The 18,393-nt window shown below is 32.8% G+C and carries 13 protein-coding genes; 7 read left to right on the forward strand and 6 right to left on the reverse strand.

Features of this window, described 5'->3' with window-relative positions:
* Positions 1-13: 13 nt before the first annotated feature.
* Entirely contained in the window at positions 14-2,647 is a 2,634-nt protein-coding gene (locus DM444_RS13415; RefSeq protein WP_111287479.1) for a valine--tRNA ligase, read from the reverse strand.
* Between the two features lie 287 nt (positions 2,648-2,934).
* Between DM444_RS13415 and DM444_RS13420 the strand changes: the two genes are divergently transcribed.
* Complete coding sequence (locus tag DM444_RS13420; protein WP_111287481.1) at positions 2,935-3,315, forward strand: DUF1573 domain-containing protein; 381 nt, start codon at positions 2,935-2,937, stop codon at positions 3,313-3,315.
* A gap of 102 nt (positions 3,316-3,417) precedes the next feature.
* Here the strand turns inward: DM444_RS13420 and DM444_RS13425 are convergent, their stop codons facing one another.
* From DM444_RS13425 to DM444_RS13445, 5 genes are all read right to left on the reverse strand, one after another.
* Entirely contained in the window at positions 3,418-3,900 is a 483-nt protein-coding gene (locus DM444_RS13425; protein WP_111287483.1) for a hypothetical protein, read from the reverse strand.
* Positions 3,901-3,966: 66 nt separating this feature from the next.
* Positions 3,967-6,096 (reverse strand): OmpA family protein, encoded by a 2,130-nt coding sequence (locus DM444_RS13430; protein ID WP_111287936.1) that lies wholly within the window; start codon positions 6,094-6,096, stop codon positions 3,967-3,969.
* 10 nt (positions 6,097-6,106) lie between these two features.
* Positions 6,107-7,033 carry a PorP/SprF family type IX secretion system membrane protein gene (locus DM444_RS13435; protein WP_111287485.1) on the reverse strand — a complete coding sequence of 309 codons (927 nt, stop codon included), beginning with the start codon at positions 7,031-7,033 and terminating at the stop codon, positions 6,107-6,109.
* A gap of 31 nt (positions 7,034-7,064) precedes the next feature.
* Positions 7,065-11,417 carry an Ig-like domain-containing protein gene (locus tag DM444_RS23880; RefSeq protein ID WP_239455684.1) on the reverse strand — a complete coding sequence of 1,451 codons (4,353 nt, stop codon included), beginning with the start codon at positions 11,415-11,417 and terminating at the stop codon, positions 7,065-7,067.
* A 145-nt stretch (positions 11,418-11,562) separates the two neighbouring features.
* The gene (locus DM444_RS13445; RefSeq protein ID WP_111287487.1) at positions 11,563-12,888 is read right to left on the reverse strand and encodes a PDZ domain-containing protein; all 1,326 of its coding nucleotides are present in this window, start codon (positions 12,886-12,888) and stop codon (positions 11,563-11,565) included.
* A 123-nt stretch (positions 12,889-13,011) separates the two neighbouring features.
* Here DM444_RS13445 and DM444_RS13450 point away from each other — a divergent pair, with 123 nt between their 5' ends.
* From DM444_RS13450 to lgt, 6 genes are all read left to right on the forward strand, one after another.
* The gene (locus tag DM444_RS13450) at positions 13,012-14,208 is read left to right on the forward strand and encodes a pyridoxal phosphate-dependent aminotransferase (RefSeq protein ID WP_111287489.1); all 1,197 of its coding nucleotides are present in this window, start codon (positions 13,012-13,014) and stop codon (positions 14,206-14,208) included.
* Positions 14,209-14,399: 191 nt separating this feature from the next.
* Positions 14,400-15,071 (forward strand): GTP cyclohydrolase I FolE, encoded by a 672-nt coding sequence (gene folE, locus DM444_RS13455; protein WP_095929803.1) that lies wholly within the window; start codon positions 14,400-14,402, stop codon positions 15,069-15,071.
* A 95-nt stretch (positions 15,072-15,166) separates the two neighbouring features.
* The gene (locus DM444_RS13460) at positions 15,167-15,532 is read left to right on the forward strand and encodes a four helix bundle protein (protein WP_111287491.1); all 366 of its coding nucleotides are present in this window, start codon (positions 15,167-15,169) and stop codon (positions 15,530-15,532) included.
* Between the two features lie 45 nt (positions 15,533-15,577).
* Positions 15,578-17,059: a cysteine--tRNA ligase gene (gene cysS / locus DM444_RS13465; protein ID WP_111287493.1), complete on the forward strand. Its 1,482-nt coding sequence runs from the start codon at positions 15,578-15,580 to the stop codon at positions 17,057-17,059.
* A gap of 87 nt (positions 17,060-17,146) precedes the next feature.
* Positions 17,147-17,395 (forward strand): membrane protein insertion efficiency factor YidD, encoded by a 249-nt coding sequence (gene yidD, locus DM444_RS13470; RefSeq protein ID WP_111287495.1) that lies wholly within the window; start codon positions 17,147-17,149, stop codon positions 17,393-17,395.
* A 63-nt stretch (positions 17,396-17,458) separates the two neighbouring features.
* Positions 17,459-18,391: a prolipoprotein diacylglyceryl transferase gene (lgt, locus tag DM444_RS13475; RefSeq protein ID WP_111287497.1), complete on the forward strand. Its 933-nt coding sequence runs from the start codon at positions 17,459-17,461 to the stop codon at positions 18,389-18,391.
* Positions 18,392-18,393 lie beyond the last annotated feature (2 nt).

Here is an 18,393-nt window from a genome sequence, read left to right on the forward strand (position 1 = left end):
TAAGTTTGATTTCTTATTTCAAACCAGCCAAACTCTGCTCGATTGTAGCAATTTTTGCTAGAGCATCTGCTTGTTTTTGTTTCTCTATATTTAAAACTTTTTCAGGAGCTCCGTTTACGAATTTCTCGTTAGAAAGCTTTGCTTCAACAGATTTTAAGAATCCTTTTGTATAATTTAATTCTTCTGTCAGTTTTGCAATTTCAGCTTCAACATCGATATTTCCTGTAATTGGAATGAAGTATTCATTTGATTTTACACGGAAAGACAATGCGCCGTCTACTTTCTCAGAAACATATTCGAAAGCAGAAACGTTTCCTAATTTCGTAATGATTGAATCAAAATAAGCTGAAACATTTTCGCTGTTGATTCCTTTTAATTCGATTGCATCTTTAAACGGAATATTTTTGTCTTTACGAATCGTTCTAATTCCAGAAATTACTTCAATTGAGTTTTCAAAATCTGAAATCAATTTTGCATCAAAAGGCTTCAATTCTGGCCAAGTTGAAACGATTAAAGCTTCTTCCGGAGTTCTTTTAGCAATTAATTGCCAAATTTCCTCTGTCAAGAAAGGCATAAACGGATGCAATAACTTCAAGTTGTTTTCTAGCATTTCGATCGCTTTATCAAACGTTGCTTTATCAATTGGTTGTTGGTAAGCCGGTTTGATCATTTCAAGGAACCAAGAACAGAAATCATCCCAAACCAATTTATAAATTGCCATAAGAGCATCTGAAATTCTGTATTTCTCAAAATTATCTTCAATTTCAACTAAAGTCTGCTGTAATTTCGCTTCGTACCATTCTATCGCTACTTTTGATGATTCTGGCTGTGCGATAGTTTCTGAAACTTCCCAACCTTTAATCAGTTTAAAGGCATTCCAAATCTTATTAGAGAACGCTTTTCCTTGATTACACAATTCTTCATCAAACATAATATCGTTTCCTGCAGAAGCGCTTAAAAGCAATCCTACACGAACACCATCAGCACCAAAAGCATCAATTAAATCTAAAGGATCAGGAGAATTTCCTAATGATTTAGACATTTTACGGCGTTGTTTATCACGAACTAAACCAGTCAAATATACATTTGTAAATGGTTTTTCGCCCGCATATTCATAACCTGCAATAATCATTCTGGCAACCCAAAAGAATAAAATATCTGGACCTGTAACCAAATCATTTGTTGGATAGTAATATTTAAAATCTGGACTTTCTGGATCCATAATTCCGCCAAAAACTGACATTGGCCATAACCAAGATGAGAACCAAGTATCTAATGCATCAACATCTTGTTTTAAGTTGTCGGTTGTTAGTTGTTGATTGTTGGTTTTTTCTTTTGCTAACGCTAATGCATCTTCGATATTTTCTGCAACTACGAAATCTTCTTTTCCGTCTCCATAATAATATGCTGGAATTTGTTGTCCCCACCATAATTGACGAGAAATATTCCAATCGCGAATGTTGTTTAACCAATGCGCATAAATGTTTTCAAAACGTTTTGGATGTAATTTAATATCTCCTGTTTCTAAAACTGACTTAATTGCTGGTTTTACCAATTCTTCCATTTTCAAGAACCATTGGTCAGATAATCTTGGTTCGATTACCGCTTTTGTTCTTTCAGAAGTTCCAACTTTATTTAAGTGAATTTCTGTTTTTGCTAAAGCGCCAATTTCTTCTAGTTCTTTTGCAATTTCTGTACGAACTACAAAACGATCTTTTCCTTGATAATGTAATCCGAAGCTGTTTAAAGTTGCATCTTCATTAAAAATATCAACGATTTTAAGGTTGTGTTTTTCTCCAAGAGTTTTATCGTTCATATCGTGTGCAGGCGTTACTTTCAAACATCCTGTTCCGAATTCAACATCTACATATTCGTCTTCGATAATTGGAATTACTCTACCACAGATTGGAACAATCGCTTTTTTACCTTTTAAATGTGTAAAACGCTCATCGTTCGGATTAATACAGATTGCAGTATCTCCAAAAATAGTTTCTGGACGAGTTGTGGCAATGGTCAAAAATTCCTCAGTTCCCTCGATTTTATATTTTAAGAAAAATAATTTTCCTTGTTGTTCTTCATAAATAACTTCTTCGTCAGATAAAGTCGTTTTAGCTTCTGGATCCCAGTTTACCATACGGTATCCTCTGTAGATCAATCCTTTGTTGTATAAATCTACAAACGATTTAATTACAGAAGCAGACATATCTGGATCCATAGTAAATTTAGTGCGTTCCCAATCGCAAGAAGCTCCTAATTTCTTAAGTTGCTCTAAGATTGTTCCACCATATTTATCTGTCCATTCCCAAGCATGTTTTAGGAATTCTTCGCGGGTCAAATCGTTTTTATTGATTCCCTCTGCTTTTAACTTCGCTACAACTTTTGCTTCAGTTGCAATAGAAGCGTGATCTGTTCCTGGAACCCAACAAGCGTTGAATCCTTTAAGACGTGCTCTACGAATTAAAACATCCTGAATCGTGTTATTCAACATATGTCCCATGTGAAGGACTCCAGTGACGTTTGGCGGCGGGATTACAATGGTGTACGGTGTTCTATGATCTGGTTCTGAATGAAAATAATTGTTTTTCATCCAGTAATCATACCATTTACTCTCAATCGTCTTAGCGTCAAATTGTGCTGGAATTGTCATTTACTAGGGTTGTTTAATCGTTAATTTGTTTAACCGTTTAATCGGTTTTGATCATCGAATTTCGAATTGAATTGTTTTCTCATTTTCTGTTTAAAAAAATCATTTATAAATCAATCTCAACGATTAAACAAATAAACGATTAAACAGTTAAACAAAAAAATGGTTCAATTTTTGTATTTATAACTGACAGCAAAAGTAAATAATTAAGTAGACTATAAAAAGAGAAATAATAATTTGTGTGTTAATTAAAAGAATGTATATTTACTTACAATTAAAAAAAGATTCATATGAAAAATGCAGCCTCTTTTATTGCAGTTTTATTGTTTAGCGCAATAAGTTATGCACAAAATGGCCCTAAAATTGAATTTGCAGCTCCAGACAATACAATTGATTATGGAAAAATTTCTAAGAGTGACAACGGACTTCGTTCCTTTGAATTTACTAACACGGGAGATGCTCCTTTATTAATTACAGGCGCAGAATCTACAGTAAGTTCGATTATTGTAACAAAACCTTCGGCAGCAATTCAGCCAGGCAAAAAAGGAAAAATCGATGTAAAATATAATATGGTCGCAGGACCTATTCGTAAAACAATTACTGTCGAAACAAACGCAGTAAACTATCCTGACGGAAGAGTAGCTCTTAAAATTAAGGGTGAAGTTCAATAAGAATTTAAAAATCTTTAAATAACAAAAGCCGTTTCTTTAATTAGAAACGGCTTTTTATTTTATTGGTAAAGTGAAACCATCTGACATTTCACTTTATACGTTTTACTTCTCAACGCATTCAACAGAATCAAATTTGTATTTTACACTTTCAAAATCAATTGGTTGGTCTTTTACTAAATAAGTAACACCCATTGTGGTCTGCATAGTTCCGTTTCCTAAAATAAGCTGATTGTTGCGTTTTAATAGCGCCATAGGATTCTTGAAAGTTTTATTTCCGTTTACATTGTCTTTAAAAGTATAGTCGATAAACAAAGTATCTCCATGAAATTCTCCCGCAACTTCTCCTGTTCTAACTGTCGAAGGCGCAACTTTCATAATCAAATCTCCTGCTAGTTTTCCGTTTTTTAAAGTATTCAATTTTAAATCTACTGTATCCTTTTCATAAATTGCTTTGTAGCATGCAGTGCTTACTACTTTTTCGCCTTCTGCTTTTGCAGCCTCAGCAGCTTTTTGTTTTTCTTCATTTTTACAGCTTTGCAATCCAATAAAGGATAAAAGCAAACAAGATAAGGCCAGATTTCTCATAATTATTTTTATTTCGTTGATATCAATATAAAATTAAAGAAAAAAGGTTTTCTTCTTACTATAATTTTATAAATTTTTGATTACAAACTCAGATCTTCTGTTCAATTCGTGATCTTCTTCAGAGCAAGATTCGTCTGTTTTACATTTTACAATTGGCACCGATTCTCCATATCCTTTTGCCGTAACTCGTTTAGCGTCTACACCTGATTGTATGATAAATTCTCTAGTCGAATTGGCTCTTTTTTGAGACAGATTTTCATTAAATTTAGCATTTCCTCTAGAATCAGTATGAGATCCAATTTCGATTTTCATGTCCGGATATTTCTTCATCAATTCTACAACTCTTCCTAAAACCACTTTCGATTCTTTTCGAATGTACCACATATTATAGTCAAAGTAAATTGGATCTGTTTTAATGATTAATCTGTCTTTGTCTTTTACAACATCTTTTTCATTTGCTAAGATTTCTTTTACCTTTTCATTCTTTTTAACTTCAGCTGCAACGATAGCCGCTTCTTTGGCTTTTTTCTCTTTTTCTTTTAATTGAATTGCGGCTAAAGCCTCTTTTTTCTTGTTTTCTTCTTCTAGAATAATTTCCTGCTTTCTTTTGTTTTCAGCAATTTGCTTTTCTTCCTGTTTGATAACTTCAAGTGATTTTAAAGCTAAAGAACCATCGTTTACTTTATCTCTTGTTTTGTCTAAAGTTAGCGCTTTCGATGCATTTGTATAATTTTCTTTGAAAGCAGAAATTTTATACGAAGTCTCACAAGCAACAGTAAAATTGAATTTTCCGTCGGCAGAAGTTGTGATTGTATTTAAAGTTTTGTTTTCAGAATCTTGTAACAATACGGTAGCATTTTCTAAAGCTAATTGAGTATCAACATCTGTAATAGTTCCAGCGATAAATTGTTTGCAATCTTCAACAATTAAATCTTTTGTTTCTTTAAATTGATAAATATCGTCGCCTCCCTTTCCTCCTTCTCTATTCGAAGCAAAAAAACCTTCTTTGGTATTTGAATCGATATAAAAAGCAAAATCATCTAAATTGGAATTCAATGGAAGTCCGACGTTTATAGGTTTTGAATATTCGTTTCCAGTAATTTCAGAAACAAAAACATCTAAAGACCCATAACCCAAATGTCCATCTGACGAAAAATAAAGTTTATTATCTGCAGACGCAAAAGGAAATTGTTCCCTCTTGTTTGTATTAATTTGCGGACCTAAATTCTTCGGCGTATCAAAAGCGCCTTTATTGATATTAACCGAATAAATATCAAAAGAACCAAATGATCCTGGCATATCAGAAGCAAAATACAATACTTTTTCATCTGCGCTTAAAGCAGGATGCTCCACAGAATAATTTGGACTATTGAATGGCAGAGACGTAATATTGGTCCATTTTCCTTCTACTAATTCTGCTTTAAAAATTTGAAGATTGGAGATCTTATTATCGTCTTTTTTCTTCTTTCCGTTTTTAGAATTGTTTCGGGTAAAATACATTGTTTTACCATCTTTTGTAAAAATAGCATTCGATTCGTGCATTCCTGTTTTTAATTCTTTCGCAAAATAATGAACAATAGAATCTGCCGAATTTATATTTGTAAGAGGAATTGCAACTATATTCAAATAGGTTTCGTTATCCCATTTGAATTTTTTATCAAACAAACCTGGTTTCAATTTTACTCCAGCAAAAACTAAATTATCTCCATATTTTACAGCTCCAAATTCTGAATTTGGTGTATTTATAGCGAGATTTTTAATTTCAAAACGTTTGCCTATCGCGGTTACATTTTCTAAAGTTTTAAGATCATTTTCAAAATTGGCACTATCTTCTGAATTGGCTGATTTTGAATAATATTCTTTTAAATTGGCATTAGCATCATCATATTTATTTGTTGCTTTTAAAGTCTGTGCATATCTAAAATAATATTCTCTGTCCAAATCATTATTGTAATTTGAAATCAGAAGACGATAATAACGCTGTGCTTTAACCAAATCATTGGTATAGAAATAAGAATCTGCCAAGTTCTTGATTACTTCTTGCGAAGGCTTTTCATCTGCTAATTTTTGATATAAAACAATAGCTTCGCTGTAATACGTTTTATCAAAAAAACGTTTCGCTCTTGCCAATTCCTGATCTTGGGCGTTTATAAACTGTATTGAAAATACGAATATAATAACGAGTAATTTTTTCATATTTTTCATTTTAGAAGAATCTTGGAGATTTATCAAATCCTTTTCCTAACAAATCCAAATCAAACAACAGCATAATTTCGTGTGTACCAGAATTAAACTGACCGAAGTTTGTAAGCGTATAATCATAAGCATAACCTACTCTTAGTGTCGGAGTAACATTAATATTGAACAATGCACTTACTGAGTCATCAATTCTATAAGCGGCTCCAAATTCAAACTTTTCGTTGTACAAAACATTAGCGGTAATATCTATCGCTATTGGTGAACCTTTTACAATCTTTGACATAAATGCAGGTTTTAATTTCACCATATCATTAAGCTGAAAAACATAACCAGCAGTCAAAAAAGTATGTATTTCTTCTGAACCGAAAGCGTTAACTCCTGACTTTTCTTCAATATATTTTGCTTTCAATAAGTTCGGAACAGACAATCCAACATAAAGATTATCTCTAAAATAGTAAGCTCCCACTCCAATATTTGGTTTTGTAGCATTTATATTTTCTGAAAAAGCATAATCTGTTTGAGGATCTGTAAATCGAAAACCATTGAAATTACTTTGCATAGATGAAAATCCAGCTTTTAAACCTAGTGACAATTTGTTTTTTCCGCCTAATTTTAAAATATATGCAAAGTCGGCATAAACATTATTTTCTTTTTTAGCGCCATCTCCAATATCATCTGAAATGAATGAGATACCAGCTTCTATTCTATCTGTAATAGCCGAATGTCCAAAAAATGTAAATGTTTTTGGAGCACCATAAGCGCCTACCCATTGGGTTCTGTATAATCCTCCAAAATTCATCATTGCAGGCACTCCAGTAGCATAAGCGGGGTTGACAACGCTCATATTATACATATAATGTGTATATTCTGGATCTTGCTGTGCAGCAACTGATAAACAGAAAAGGAAATTTATAAGGAGTATTAATTTTTTCATTTGAAAATTATATTAAAAATGTAAAAGAGATTTATCGATTTAAATAAAGACGGCCTTGTTTTGGTGGTTTATTGTCTTTATTGAAATGCAATACATAAAAATAGACTCCGTTGGGTGCAATACCTCCAGCGATACCGCTTCTTTCGTAATTTTTTCCATCCCAAGCTGGCTTATTTTTATCTCCTTTATACATACCATTTCCATATCTGTTATAAATTTCGAGTGTATAATTCGGATATAAAAATTCAATATCTTTTATCACAAACCAATCGTTTACCCCATCACCGTTTGGAGAAAATCCATCAGGAATAAAGAAATCATTTGGCACATTATCGCAATCTGTTAATGTGACCGTCACTTCAATATATTGTGAAGAAAGACAATCTGTACTTGAAAAATTAAATCCATAGTATTTTCCTTGTTCAATTAAAGAAGTTGTGCTTGATAATAAATTTCCATTATTTGGCGAATCATACCAAACTACACTTGAAGGAACATTTGTATTATTTGATAAATCTGAAATTGTCGGATTATTTAATCCGCAGAAGTTTTGTCCCTCTGAATTTAATACTGGAACTGGCGAATCGTCTATAGTTACCAAAACAGTCGTAGCTTCCGAAGTACAGCCTTCAGCAGAAGTTTCTCTTACATAATAATTACCCGATTCTAAAGCCAAAGTACTAGCTAGAGGTGTTGTTGAAGTTGGAGAATTATACCATTTATACTGATTTCCGTTTGGAACTAAATTGGCAACTTCTGCTTCATCAACTTTACAAAACTTCTGATTTTGAGCAGCAGGTGCAGATGGAATTGGATTTATTATAAAATCATCGGTTACATTGCTTAAATTAACATCACAATTTGTTGTTGTATTGATCAAATTTAATAATGTAATTTTAGTTGTCCCAGCATTTAAAAGTAATCCCGCAGGTATAGTAAAATCTAATTTACCATTAACTACAGCCTGAGATATCGTTTGAACGCCAGAAGAATTGCTTTCTGACAATGTATAAGAAATGCTTGCGTTTGTTAAATTTCCTAAACCAGAAATCGAAGCAGAAACTGGATCATTCAAACAGAAATCATTTACTGCAACACTAACTGTTGAGGCATTTGGCAACGGATTTATAACTAGATTTCCAGCCAAAAAAGCCGTATTACTACATTGTGGAAAAGGATTTGTAATATTTACAATATTTACAATCGTAATTACTGATAATCCTGCATTTGCACTTAAATTACTTGAAATTGTAAAAGATGCTTTTCCTCCTGTTGCTTGCATTACTGTAATTTGTCCGGTAGCAACATTATCTCCATTAATATTATAAACAATTCGATAGTCTCCATCAAGCAATTGAGGCGCAGTAACTTCAATTAATGCTTCCTTACCTATACAAATAGGAGTCGCTGTTAATACGGCATTATCTAAATTAGGTAATGGCTGTATGATTACTGAAATCTTTGTTGGTGCTGAAGTACAGCCCGCTGCAGAAGTTTCTGTAACATAATAATCTTCTGTTTTTAAAACATAATTGGCTGCAAGAGGTGTTGTTAACGTTGCCGAATTGTACCATTTATACTCAGCCCCACTCGGAACTAGATCTGCTGCTGTTGCGTTATCAGATTTACAAAATTCCATATCTTGAGCAATAGGTGCATCTGGTATTGGATTTATTATAAAATCATCAGTTACATTAATTAAATCTACATCACAATTTGTCGCTGTATTGGTCAAATTTAATAATGTGATTTTGGTTGCTCCACTATTTAAAAGTAATCCAGCAGGAATAGTAAAATCCAATCTGCCATCTGTTACTGCTCCAGCTATTGTTTGCACAGCAGAAGAATTACTCTCTGACAACGAATATGTAATACTAACATTCGTTAAACTCCCTAAACCAGAAATCAAAGCAGGAACAGGAGCATTCAAACAGAAATCATTTACTGCTACTTTTACTGTCGTCGCATTTGGCAATGGATTAATAATTAGATTTCCTGCAACATTTACCGCTTTACCACATTGTGGCGAAGGATTTGTAATGTTAACTATATTAAGAATAGAAATTACAGATAATCCGCTTTTTACATTTAAACTTCCAGGTATTGTAAAAGTTGCTTTTCCTCCTGTTGCTTGCATTAATGCTGTTTGCCCTGTAGCTAAATTGTCTCCGTTAATATTATAAGTAATACTATAATTTCCATCAAGCAATTGAGGTGCTGTAATTTCAATTGACGCATCTTTACTTTGACAAACAGAAGTAGCTGTTAAAACTGCATTAACTAAATTAGGCAAAGGATGTATTGTCACCGAAATTTTTGTAGGTTCTGAAGTACAGCCTGCTGCAGAAGTTTCTGTAACATAATAATCTTCTGTCTTTAAAACATATTCATATGCAAGACGTGTTGTTAAAGATGGTGAATTATACCATTTATATTGAACCCCTTTAGGAAGTAAGTCTGCAATTGTTGCTCCATCATTTTGACAGAAATCCTGATTTAAAACAGTTGGCGCAGGTGGAATTGGATTTATTATAAAATCATCTGCTACATTAACTAAATCAACATCGCAATTAGTTATAGTATTAGTCAAATTTAATAATGTGATTTTTGTCGTTCCAGTATTTACAAGTAATCCCGCAGGAATAATAAAATTCAATCTACCATTTGTTACGGATCGAGCTACCGTTTGCACAGCAGAAGAATTACTTCCTGACAACATGTACGAAATACTAGCATTTGTTAGATTTTCTAAACCAAAAACCGAAGCAGAAACAGAATCATTCAAGCAGAAATCATTTACTGTTACACGCACTGGTGCCGCATTGGGCAATGGGTTTATAATTAGATTTCCTGCAATATTAACTGCAGCACTACATTGTGTAGAAGCATTTGTGATATTTACAATATTAAGTATAGAAATTACAGATAATCCGCTTTTTACATTTAAGTTCCCAGGAACCGTAAAGGATGCTTTTCCTCCTACTGCTTGTATTACTGCAGTTTGTCCAGCTACAACATTATCTCCATTAATATTGTAGGTTATACGATAATTTCCATCAAGCAATTGAGGCGCTGTAATTTCAATTAACCCATCTTCATTCTGGCAAACGGGTGAAGCTGTCAACACAGCATTATCTAAATTAGGTAAAGGATAAATCGTTAAAATAGTTGAAAAAGGGCTAAAAATATCTACACAAGATTTTTGGCTACTTGTCGAAACAATACCAGTAACAGTAATAGTATATTCACCTACCTGTCTAAAATAAGATGAGCTAATTGAAAAACTAAATACCCCATTGATAAAATTTCTCGTTGCTGTTAAAGGTTGAGATACTCCTGGCCCCACAACATTGTAAGCAACTTCATATTCTCCATTAGGTATATTTTCAAGACCTTGAGTAATTATCCCTGAATATGAAGCTGTCGTAATTTCCGATTCGCAAATATCTTTATTGACAACAATTGTTGCTCCTGTAAAATCAAGTCTTTTTTCAAGAGTAATTACAATAGAAGCTGTTTCGTCTTTACATATATTATTATCAGGGACTGCTAATACAGTATATGTATAGGTATATTCACCAGGACCATTAGTATCGAATAGTTCTTGAAGATTAATATTGTGATCTGTATTAGAAGTTAGTCCAGTGCCTGCCCAAGTACCACCACTATCATAGTCAGTAAGCCGATCAAACAGGTCTAAATTGGTATAAGACCCCAAATCGGTAGTTCCACAAAGTATTAAGTCATCTGGCGTTCCTGCTTTTGGAGCCCTTAGAACGGTTACTACTATATTAGTAGATTTTTCAGTTGGTGAACAAGCTAATACCGGAGGTACAGTATAAGTATAATAAAGAGTTGTCTTTTGATCTATATCTGCAATATTTATAACCGACTCCACAATTTGTCCTGTAATAGTATTTGTGAATACTCCGTTACCATGCGGCCCCATTGCATTACTGTCAAATGCTGTAAAAAGATTGAAAGTACTTGCTTTATTACAAACCGTTGCCTGTGAACCAACACCAGCATAAGCCCCTATTGTAATTGTCACTACTGCTTTATCATCAACACATCCTGAAGTAGTGGGAGCAGTATAAGTATAATGATAAGTACCTCCTTCGACAATAAGCTGCGGATTCAAAATACCTGTAACTGGATCTAAACCTTTCAAATTATTATCATCGGTCCATGTCCCGCCCGGTACTGGTGTCCCGCCTAATAAGGTAAATAAGTTTATAGATTGATACGCAGGATTAGAAATATCACAAATTAATTCGTTTATATTATCATCACCAGCGCACTGGGCACTAAGCTTTGAAGGTAGAAGAGCAAAAAAAATAAAAAACGATACAAAATGTAGGAAATTAATGTAGTTTTTGGCCATAGATTAAATTTTTGCTAAACATAATAAAATATCTAGGCAAAACGCTAATTTTAACAAACATTTTTTCACAAAAGGTAAAAAAATTCTTAAATCCCAATAAAAAACTTATTTCAGAATAATTTACAAATTATTATAATTTAAAACTTTATAATTCATCTTCGAGTTTAAATCTAAATTTTAAAACTACACTATTTCTTTCAACTTCTAGATTTATCCAAACATCTTCTTCAGATTTTAAAAGATTATTTATTTGTTGCAAACTGTATTTATAAGGCTGAATTCTATTAATACTTACAATAATATCGCCTTTTCGAAGTCCGCATTTTTCTGCTGCAGAATTTTTACGGACATTCACTATTTCATAAACTGGTTTAAGGGCAAATTTATATTTAAAATTATTATTGTTTTTGTCTTTTTCTTGTAATTCATCAATTGTATTTGCAACTTGTACCGTTTCTAAATGTACGGTCTCTTGTACCCATTGAAGTCCGTTATGCTGAATTGTAATTCCGCTTTTATTATAAGTAAAAGGTTCACTAAATTTGCTGTTTTTCTTTAGATACATTTTCTTTCCTTTATAATCTAAAACAACAGTAAATCGCTTTAAAACTTCTCCGCCAACAGATCCAATACGGCCTGGAACCATCTTAACATTTCGAATCGAAACTGAATCTGGAAAAGAAACAATTGGCTTTTTAAATTCAAATTCATCAATAGAAAATTCGTCAATCTTAGCACGATGTCCTTCAATATCACCACTAAATCCTTTTCCTAGAAAATCTGGAAAGTTCTTGTCTGGGAGTTTAATTTTATTATTTTCAAAAATCCAAAATGCATCACTATTTCCAATATCTATTAAAAGCTTTGCTGATATCTCTTGATTATTAACTGTTGCTGTAGATACAAGATAAGGCTTTGACCTTTCTATAGTAATTGGAATTGCTTTAAATTTTTTGTCTAGTTTTTCTTGAAACGTATTGCTTTGAACGTGAACTATAATTCTCTTTTTCTGATAATTAATTTCAACAAAATTATTTTTAAAGAATTTATGTCCTATAATTCCATTTACAGGAATTCCTATGTGTGAGGATAAATTAAAACTTTGATCCAAGATTATAAAAACCATATGATCGTTAGATATTAAACCATGTGTTTCTAAAATATTTTTGGTCGATTTTAATCCTTCAATCTCTTCTTCACTACCTAATCCGCGAAGTTTTATTTTTTCAACGTTGTTAAAACTGACTTCCTGTTTTTCTTCCATGCTGAATAAAATTGTTTCCTCGACACCAGAATCCAATAGAAAATTGAGCTCTACTCCGTTTACTTTTATAGGAATAAAAACAAGATTATTAATCAGTTTAAAAGGGATTGTAGCCTTTGATGCATTGTTTTCCAATAAAAAATCGCCTTGTCCAAAAAGCAAAAAAGGTAAGAATAACCCAAAAAACAACACTTTATATTTTTCCATTGACAATTTTTTATTATAAAATTAGTAAATATATTTATTATTGTTACATTTTTATAAGTACCCGTATTGTTTACGTTAAATTGAAAAAAAAAATGCAAATTTGCACTTCAATAATTTATACTCATGCCGACAATTTCACTCAAGGGAAGAAACATGCCCGAATCTCCGATACGCAAGCTGGCTCCTTTTGCTGATTTAGCAAAGAAAAAAGGACACAAGGTGTATCACTTAAACATTGGTCAACCGGATATCAAGACACCGGAAGTGGCCATCGAGGCGGTAAAAAATATTGATTTAACTCTTATAGAATACAGTCCGTCTGCCGGATATGAAAGCTATAGAAAAAAATTAGCTCATTTTTACCAGCGCCAAAATGTAAACGTTAACACAGAAGACATCATTGTAACTACTGGTGGCTCTGAAGCCTTACTTTTTGCACTGGCCACAATTACAGATCCTGGAGATGAAATCATTATTCCAGAACCTTTTTATGCTAATTATCATGCGTTTGCTTCTTCTACAAGTGCAACTGTAGTGCCTCTTGTTTCTACTATCGAAACAGGTTTTGCTTTGCCAAGTATTGACGAAGTTGAAAAACTTATAACATCAAAAACAAAAGCCATTCTGATTTGTAATCCTGGAAATCCGACTGGATATTTATATTCTGAAGCAGAAATTAAACAACTTGCTAGTTTAATTAAAAAACACGATTTATACTTAATCGCTGATGAAGTTTACCGTGAGTTTTTATATGATGGCGACGATGTGCACTTTTCTGTAATGAATTTAGAAGATGTACAGCAAAATGTAATCATGGTTGATTCTGTCTCTAAACGTTACAGTATGTGTGGAGCAAGAATTGGCTGTTTGGTAACTAAAAACAAAGATGTCTTGGCAACTGTAATGAAGTTTGCTCAAGCACGTTTGAGTCCACCAACTATTGAACAAATTGCTTGTGAAGCTGCAATTGATACACCTCAAAGTTACTTTGATGAAGTAATTGGCGAATACAAAGAACGTCGTGACACTTTAATCTCTGAATTAAATAAAATTGATGGCGTTGTGGTAACTAAACCAAAAGGTGCTTTTTATTGTATTGCAGAACTTCCGATAGAAGATTCAGATGATTTTGCACAGTGGCTTTTAGAAAGTTACGATTTAAATGGCGAAACAGTAATGATTGCCCCTGCAAAAGGTTTCTATTCAACTCCAGGTATGGGACTAAATCAAGTTCGTATTGCTTATGTTTTGAATAAAAAAGATTTGATTACTGCTGTAAACATTTTAAAAGAAGCTTTATTAGTTTATAACAACAGATAATCAATTCATTATAATAGATTTTAAAAGACAATAACGTTTTTCGTTGTTGTCTTTTTTCTTTATAAATAACAGAAAATTAAATTATATCCAAAAAGGAGCAATTAAATCCTAAAAACGATAGAAAAGGTTTCCCATTTATTAATTATCTTTACCCCCTTAAAAAGGAATACACATACTAATAGTAGTTTTTAATGATAAACAACGAAGAATTTTTAGACGAAATAGGAGATAATCACTTTAGCAGTAATGCAAAAAATCCTCTAAGAGAAGATGCTTTTGATATAACTGACGAAGAAAAAATAGAAAAAATTAAAAAAGATGTTGAAAGCATTCTGCAAACTCTTGGAATGGATTTGACAGATGACAGCATCAAAGGAACTCCAAACCGAGTTGCAAAAATGTTTGTAAAAGAAATTTTTGGTGGTCTTAACCCAGCGAAACAGCCAAAAGCTTCTACTTTTGACAATAACTACAAATATGGCGAAATGCTTGTAGAGAAAAATATCACGGTATATTCTACTTGCGAACACCATTTACTGCCAATCATTGGGCGTGCTCACGTTGCTTATATCTCAAGCGGACGCGTTATTGGTTTATCAAAAATGAACCGTATCGTTGAGTATTATGCAAAAAGACCTCAAGTACAAGAGCGTCTTACAATGCAGATTGTTCAAGAATTACAAAAAGCTTTAGGAACAGAAGATGTTGCTTGCGTTATCGATGCAAAACACCTTTGTGTAAACTCTCGCGGTATTAAAGATATCGAAAGCAGCACAGTAACTTCTGAGTTCGGCGGAAAATTCAAAGATCCTCAAACGAAAAGAGAATTCTTAGACTATATTAAACTAGACACTCAATTTTAGTTTAATCGGTAAATCGTTAATTTGTTTAATCGGTTAATCATTGAACTTAATTTTCGGTTAAACGATTAAACGGACTAACAGTTAAACAAAAAAGAATGTACGTTTTTTCCTTTGAGAAACTTGAAGTGTGGCAAAATGCAAGAATGTTTATTTTGGATATTTATAAATTGACTAGTAAATTTCCATCAAATGAATTATTTGGGATAACATCTCAAATAAAAAGAAGTTCATCTTCGATTGTGACAAATATTGCAGAGGGAACTTCGAGAAATACAAATAAAGACAAAGCTCATTTTTTAACTATTTCTTATTCATCTGCAATGGAAACTTTAAATCATTTAATTATTTCAAAAGATTTAAATTATGTTTCAGAAACAGAATACGTGGAATCAAGAGAAAAAATTGAAAAAATCTGCAATCAAATAAATAATCTAAAAAAATATTATCTTTCACAACAATAAATCCGTCAAGAACGATTAAACAAATTAACGGTTAAACATAAATTTATGCCTTTATATACAACGCAGCCCTTAAAAATATACAATTCGCTTTCTGGCGAAAAAGAAGATTTCAAACCCATCCATGATGGAAATGTTGGAATGTATGTTTGTGGACCTACCGTATATAGTAATGTTCACTTAGGAAACGTGAGAACTTTTATGTCTTTTGACGTAATCTTTAGGTATTTTCTGCATTTAGATTATAAAGTTCGTTATGTTAGAAATATTACCGATGTTGGGCATATTGTAGATGATGTAGATGAAGGTGAAGATAAAATTGCTAAAAAAGCACGTTTGGAGCAATTAGAACCTATGGAAGTGGTACAGCGTTATACTGTAGATTTTCATAATATCCTAAAAGCGTTCAACTTTTTACCTCCAAGTATTGAGCCTACAGCAACAGGACACATTATTGAGCAAATCGAAATCATTAAAAAAATTATTGATAAAGGAATTGGTTATGTTGCCAATGGATCAGTATATTTTGATGTTGTAAAATACAACGAAACCAACAATTATGGCATTCTAAGCGGTAGAAATATCGATGATATGCTTGCAAATACTCGTGATCTTGACGGACAATCTGACAAAAGAAATCCGCAAGATTTTGCGCTTTGGAAAAAAGCTGAACCAGAACATATCATGAGATGGCCGTCACCTTGGAGCGATGGCTTCCCAGGATGGCATCTTGAATGTACGGCAATGAGCACCAAATATCTTGGTAATCATTTTGACATTCACGGAGGTGGAATGGATTTAAAATTCCCTCATCACGAATGTGAAATAGCGCAAAACGAAGCTTGTACAGGTCAGGCGCCAGTAAATTATTGGATGCACGCTAATATGCTTACTTTAAACGGTAAGAAAATGGCAAAATCGACTGGAAATAATATTCTTCCAGGCGAAATTCTTAGCGGAGACAACACTATATTAAGCAAACCATTTTCTGCTTCTGTAACTCGTTTTTTTATGCTTCAAGCACATTATAGAAGTATTTTAGATTTTTCTGATGATGCCATTGTCGCTGCCGAAAAAGGGTACAAACGATTAATGGAAGCTGTTGATGCTTTACCAAATATTGCTGCAGGAAATACTAGTTCTATTGACTTTGCGGCTTGGAAACAGCTTTGCTACGATGCAATGAATGATGATTTCAATACGCCAATTTTAATTGCGCAATTATTTGAAGCTGTTCGTTACATCAATTTATTAAAAGATGGCAAAGAGACGATTTCTGCTAATGATTTAGAAGATTTCAAAACAACAGTAAATGCTTTCGTATTTGATGTTTTAGGAATTATCGACGAGAAAAATGCTGATGGAGACAATGATAAGTTAGAAGGAGTAGTAAATATGCTTATAGCAATGAGAAATCAAGCTAGAGCAGACAAAAACTTTGCTCTTTCTGATCAGATTCGCGATCAATTAATTGCTTTAGGAATTCAGCTTAAAGACGGAAAAGAAGGAACCTCGTTTAGTATTCAATAAGATAAATTTAAATTTTGGCTGTAACAGAATTCTTTTTCAGACAACAAATGAAGAGTTAAGAATCAAAAAACAATTAATTATTGAAAGATGTTATCCAAAATTCTAATATATCCTTTTGTATTGCTGGTTCGTTTTTATCAGACTGCTATTTCGCCTTTTACACCAGCCGCCTGCAGATTTGAGCCGACTTGTTCAACTTATATGATTCAGGCACTACAAATTCACGGATTATTTTATGGCGGATTTCTAGGAATAAAACGCATTTTAAGCTGTCATCCTTGGGGAAGAAGCGGTTACGATCCTGTCCCAGAAAAGAAATGCAATCACAAACATTAACTTTTTAGAAAACGGTACTTTACATTAAATATTTATTTTTACAGATATATAACAAATTAATACATGACACACGCCTTAAATTTAGTTTGGAATCCTTCAGAGGGAATCAACTTAGGATTTTTTATGATTCGCTATTACAGCTTAATGTTTGTAATTGCTTTTGGTTTAGGATGGTTCTTAATGAAAAAGATTTTCCAAAGAGAAAATGAATCTATTGAAAAATTAGATTCTTTATTTGTTTGGACAGTTTTAGCAACTTTAATAGGTGCGCGTTTAGGTCATGTTTTCTTCTACGATTGGGAATATTTTAGAAATCATTTACTTGAAATTTTCCTTCCTTTTAAATTTGAACCTGAATTTCAGTTTACAGGTTTCCAAGGATTAGCAAGTCATGGAGCAGCTATTGCAATCATTGTTGCAATGTACTATTACAGCAAAAAAATCTTAAAACGACCATTATTGTGGATTTTAGATCGTGTTGTAATTCCTGTTGCTAGTGGTGCTATTTTTGTTCGTTTAGGGAATTTCTTTAATTCTGAAATTATAGGTCACGAAACTTCATCTGCTTTCGGAATCCGTTTTCTTCATGATACATTCAGCAAAGCCGAAGCAGTACAAAAAACCGGAATTGCAGACCCAAAAGAAGCTTACAATGCAATCGCAACAGATCCAAAATTTGCAACATTATTGGCAGAAGTTCCTTCAAGACATCCTACTCAATTGTACGAAGCATTCTGTTACGTTTTTGTATTTGCTATATTATTCTTTTTATACTGGAGAACAAATGCTAGACTTAAATCTGGTCTTTTATTCGGATTGTTTTTAGTTCTTTTATTTGTTGTTCGTTTTATTGTTGAATTTGTAAAAGAAAGCCAAGGTGGTTTTGAAAGCGAATTAGGAATGTTTTCTACAGGGCAATGGTTAAGCATTCCATTTATCATTATTGGACTTTTCTTTATCATTAGAGCACAAAGAAACCCTTTAGCAGAATCATAGGT

The organism is Flavobacterium ginsenosidimutans (genome assembly GCF_003254625.1).
Lineage (GTDB): Bacteria > Bacteroidota > Bacteroidia > Flavobacteriales > Flavobacteriaceae > Flavobacterium > Flavobacterium ginsenosidimutans.

What these genes read in the sequence shown, in the direction of transcription:
- DM444_RS13415 (WP_111287479.1), bottom strand. Translation starts at nt 2,647, where the DNA reads ATGACAATTCCAGCACAATTTGACGCTAAGACGATTGAGAGTAAATGG.
- cysS (WP_111287493.1), top strand. Translation starts at nt 15,578, where the DNA reads ATGCCTTTATATACAACGCAGCCCTTAAAAATATACAATTCGCTTTCT.
- folE (WP_095929803.1), top strand. Translation starts at nt 14,400, where the DNA reads ATGATAAACAACGAAGAATTTTTAGACGAAATAGGAGATAATCACTTT.
- DM444_RS13435 (WP_111287485.1), bottom strand. Translation starts at nt 7,033, where the DNA reads ATGAAAAAATTAATACTCCTTATAAATTTCCTTTTCTGTTTATCAGTT.
- DM444_RS13430 (WP_111287936.1), bottom strand. Translation starts at nt 6,096, where the DNA reads ATGAAAAAATTACTCGTTATTATATTCGTATTTTCAATACAGTTTATA.
- DM444_RS13420 (WP_111287481.1), top strand. Translation starts at nt 2,935, where the DNA reads ATGAAAAATGCAGCCTCTTTTATTGCAGTTTTATTGTTTAGCGCAATA.
- DM444_RS23880 (WP_239455684.1), bottom strand. Translation starts at nt 11,417, where the DNA reads ATGGCCAAAAACTACATTAATTTCCTACATTTTGTATCGTTTTTTATT.
- yidD (WP_111287495.1), top strand. Translation starts at nt 17,147, where the DNA reads ATGTTATCCAAAATTCTAATATATCCTTTTGTATTGCTGGTTCGTTTT.
- lgt (WP_111287497.1), top strand. Translation starts at nt 17,459, where the DNA reads ATGACACACGCCTTAAATTTAGTTTGGAATCCTTCAGAGGGAATCAAC.
- DM444_RS13425 (WP_111287483.1), bottom strand. Translation starts at nt 3,900, where the DNA reads ATGAGAAATCTGGCCTTATCTTGTTTGCTTTTATCCTTTATTGGATTG.
- DM444_RS13445 (WP_111287487.1), bottom strand. Translation starts at nt 12,888, where the DNA reads ATGGAAAAATATAAAGTGTTGTTTTTTGGGTTATTCTTACCTTTTTTG.
- DM444_RS13460 (WP_111287491.1), top strand. Translation starts at nt 15,167, where the DNA reads ATGTACGTTTTTTCCTTTGAGAAACTTGAAGTGTGGCAAAATGCAAGA.
- DM444_RS13450 (WP_111287489.1), top strand. Translation starts at nt 13,012, where the DNA reads ATGCCGACAATTTCACTCAAGGGAAGAAACATGCCCGAATCTCCGATA.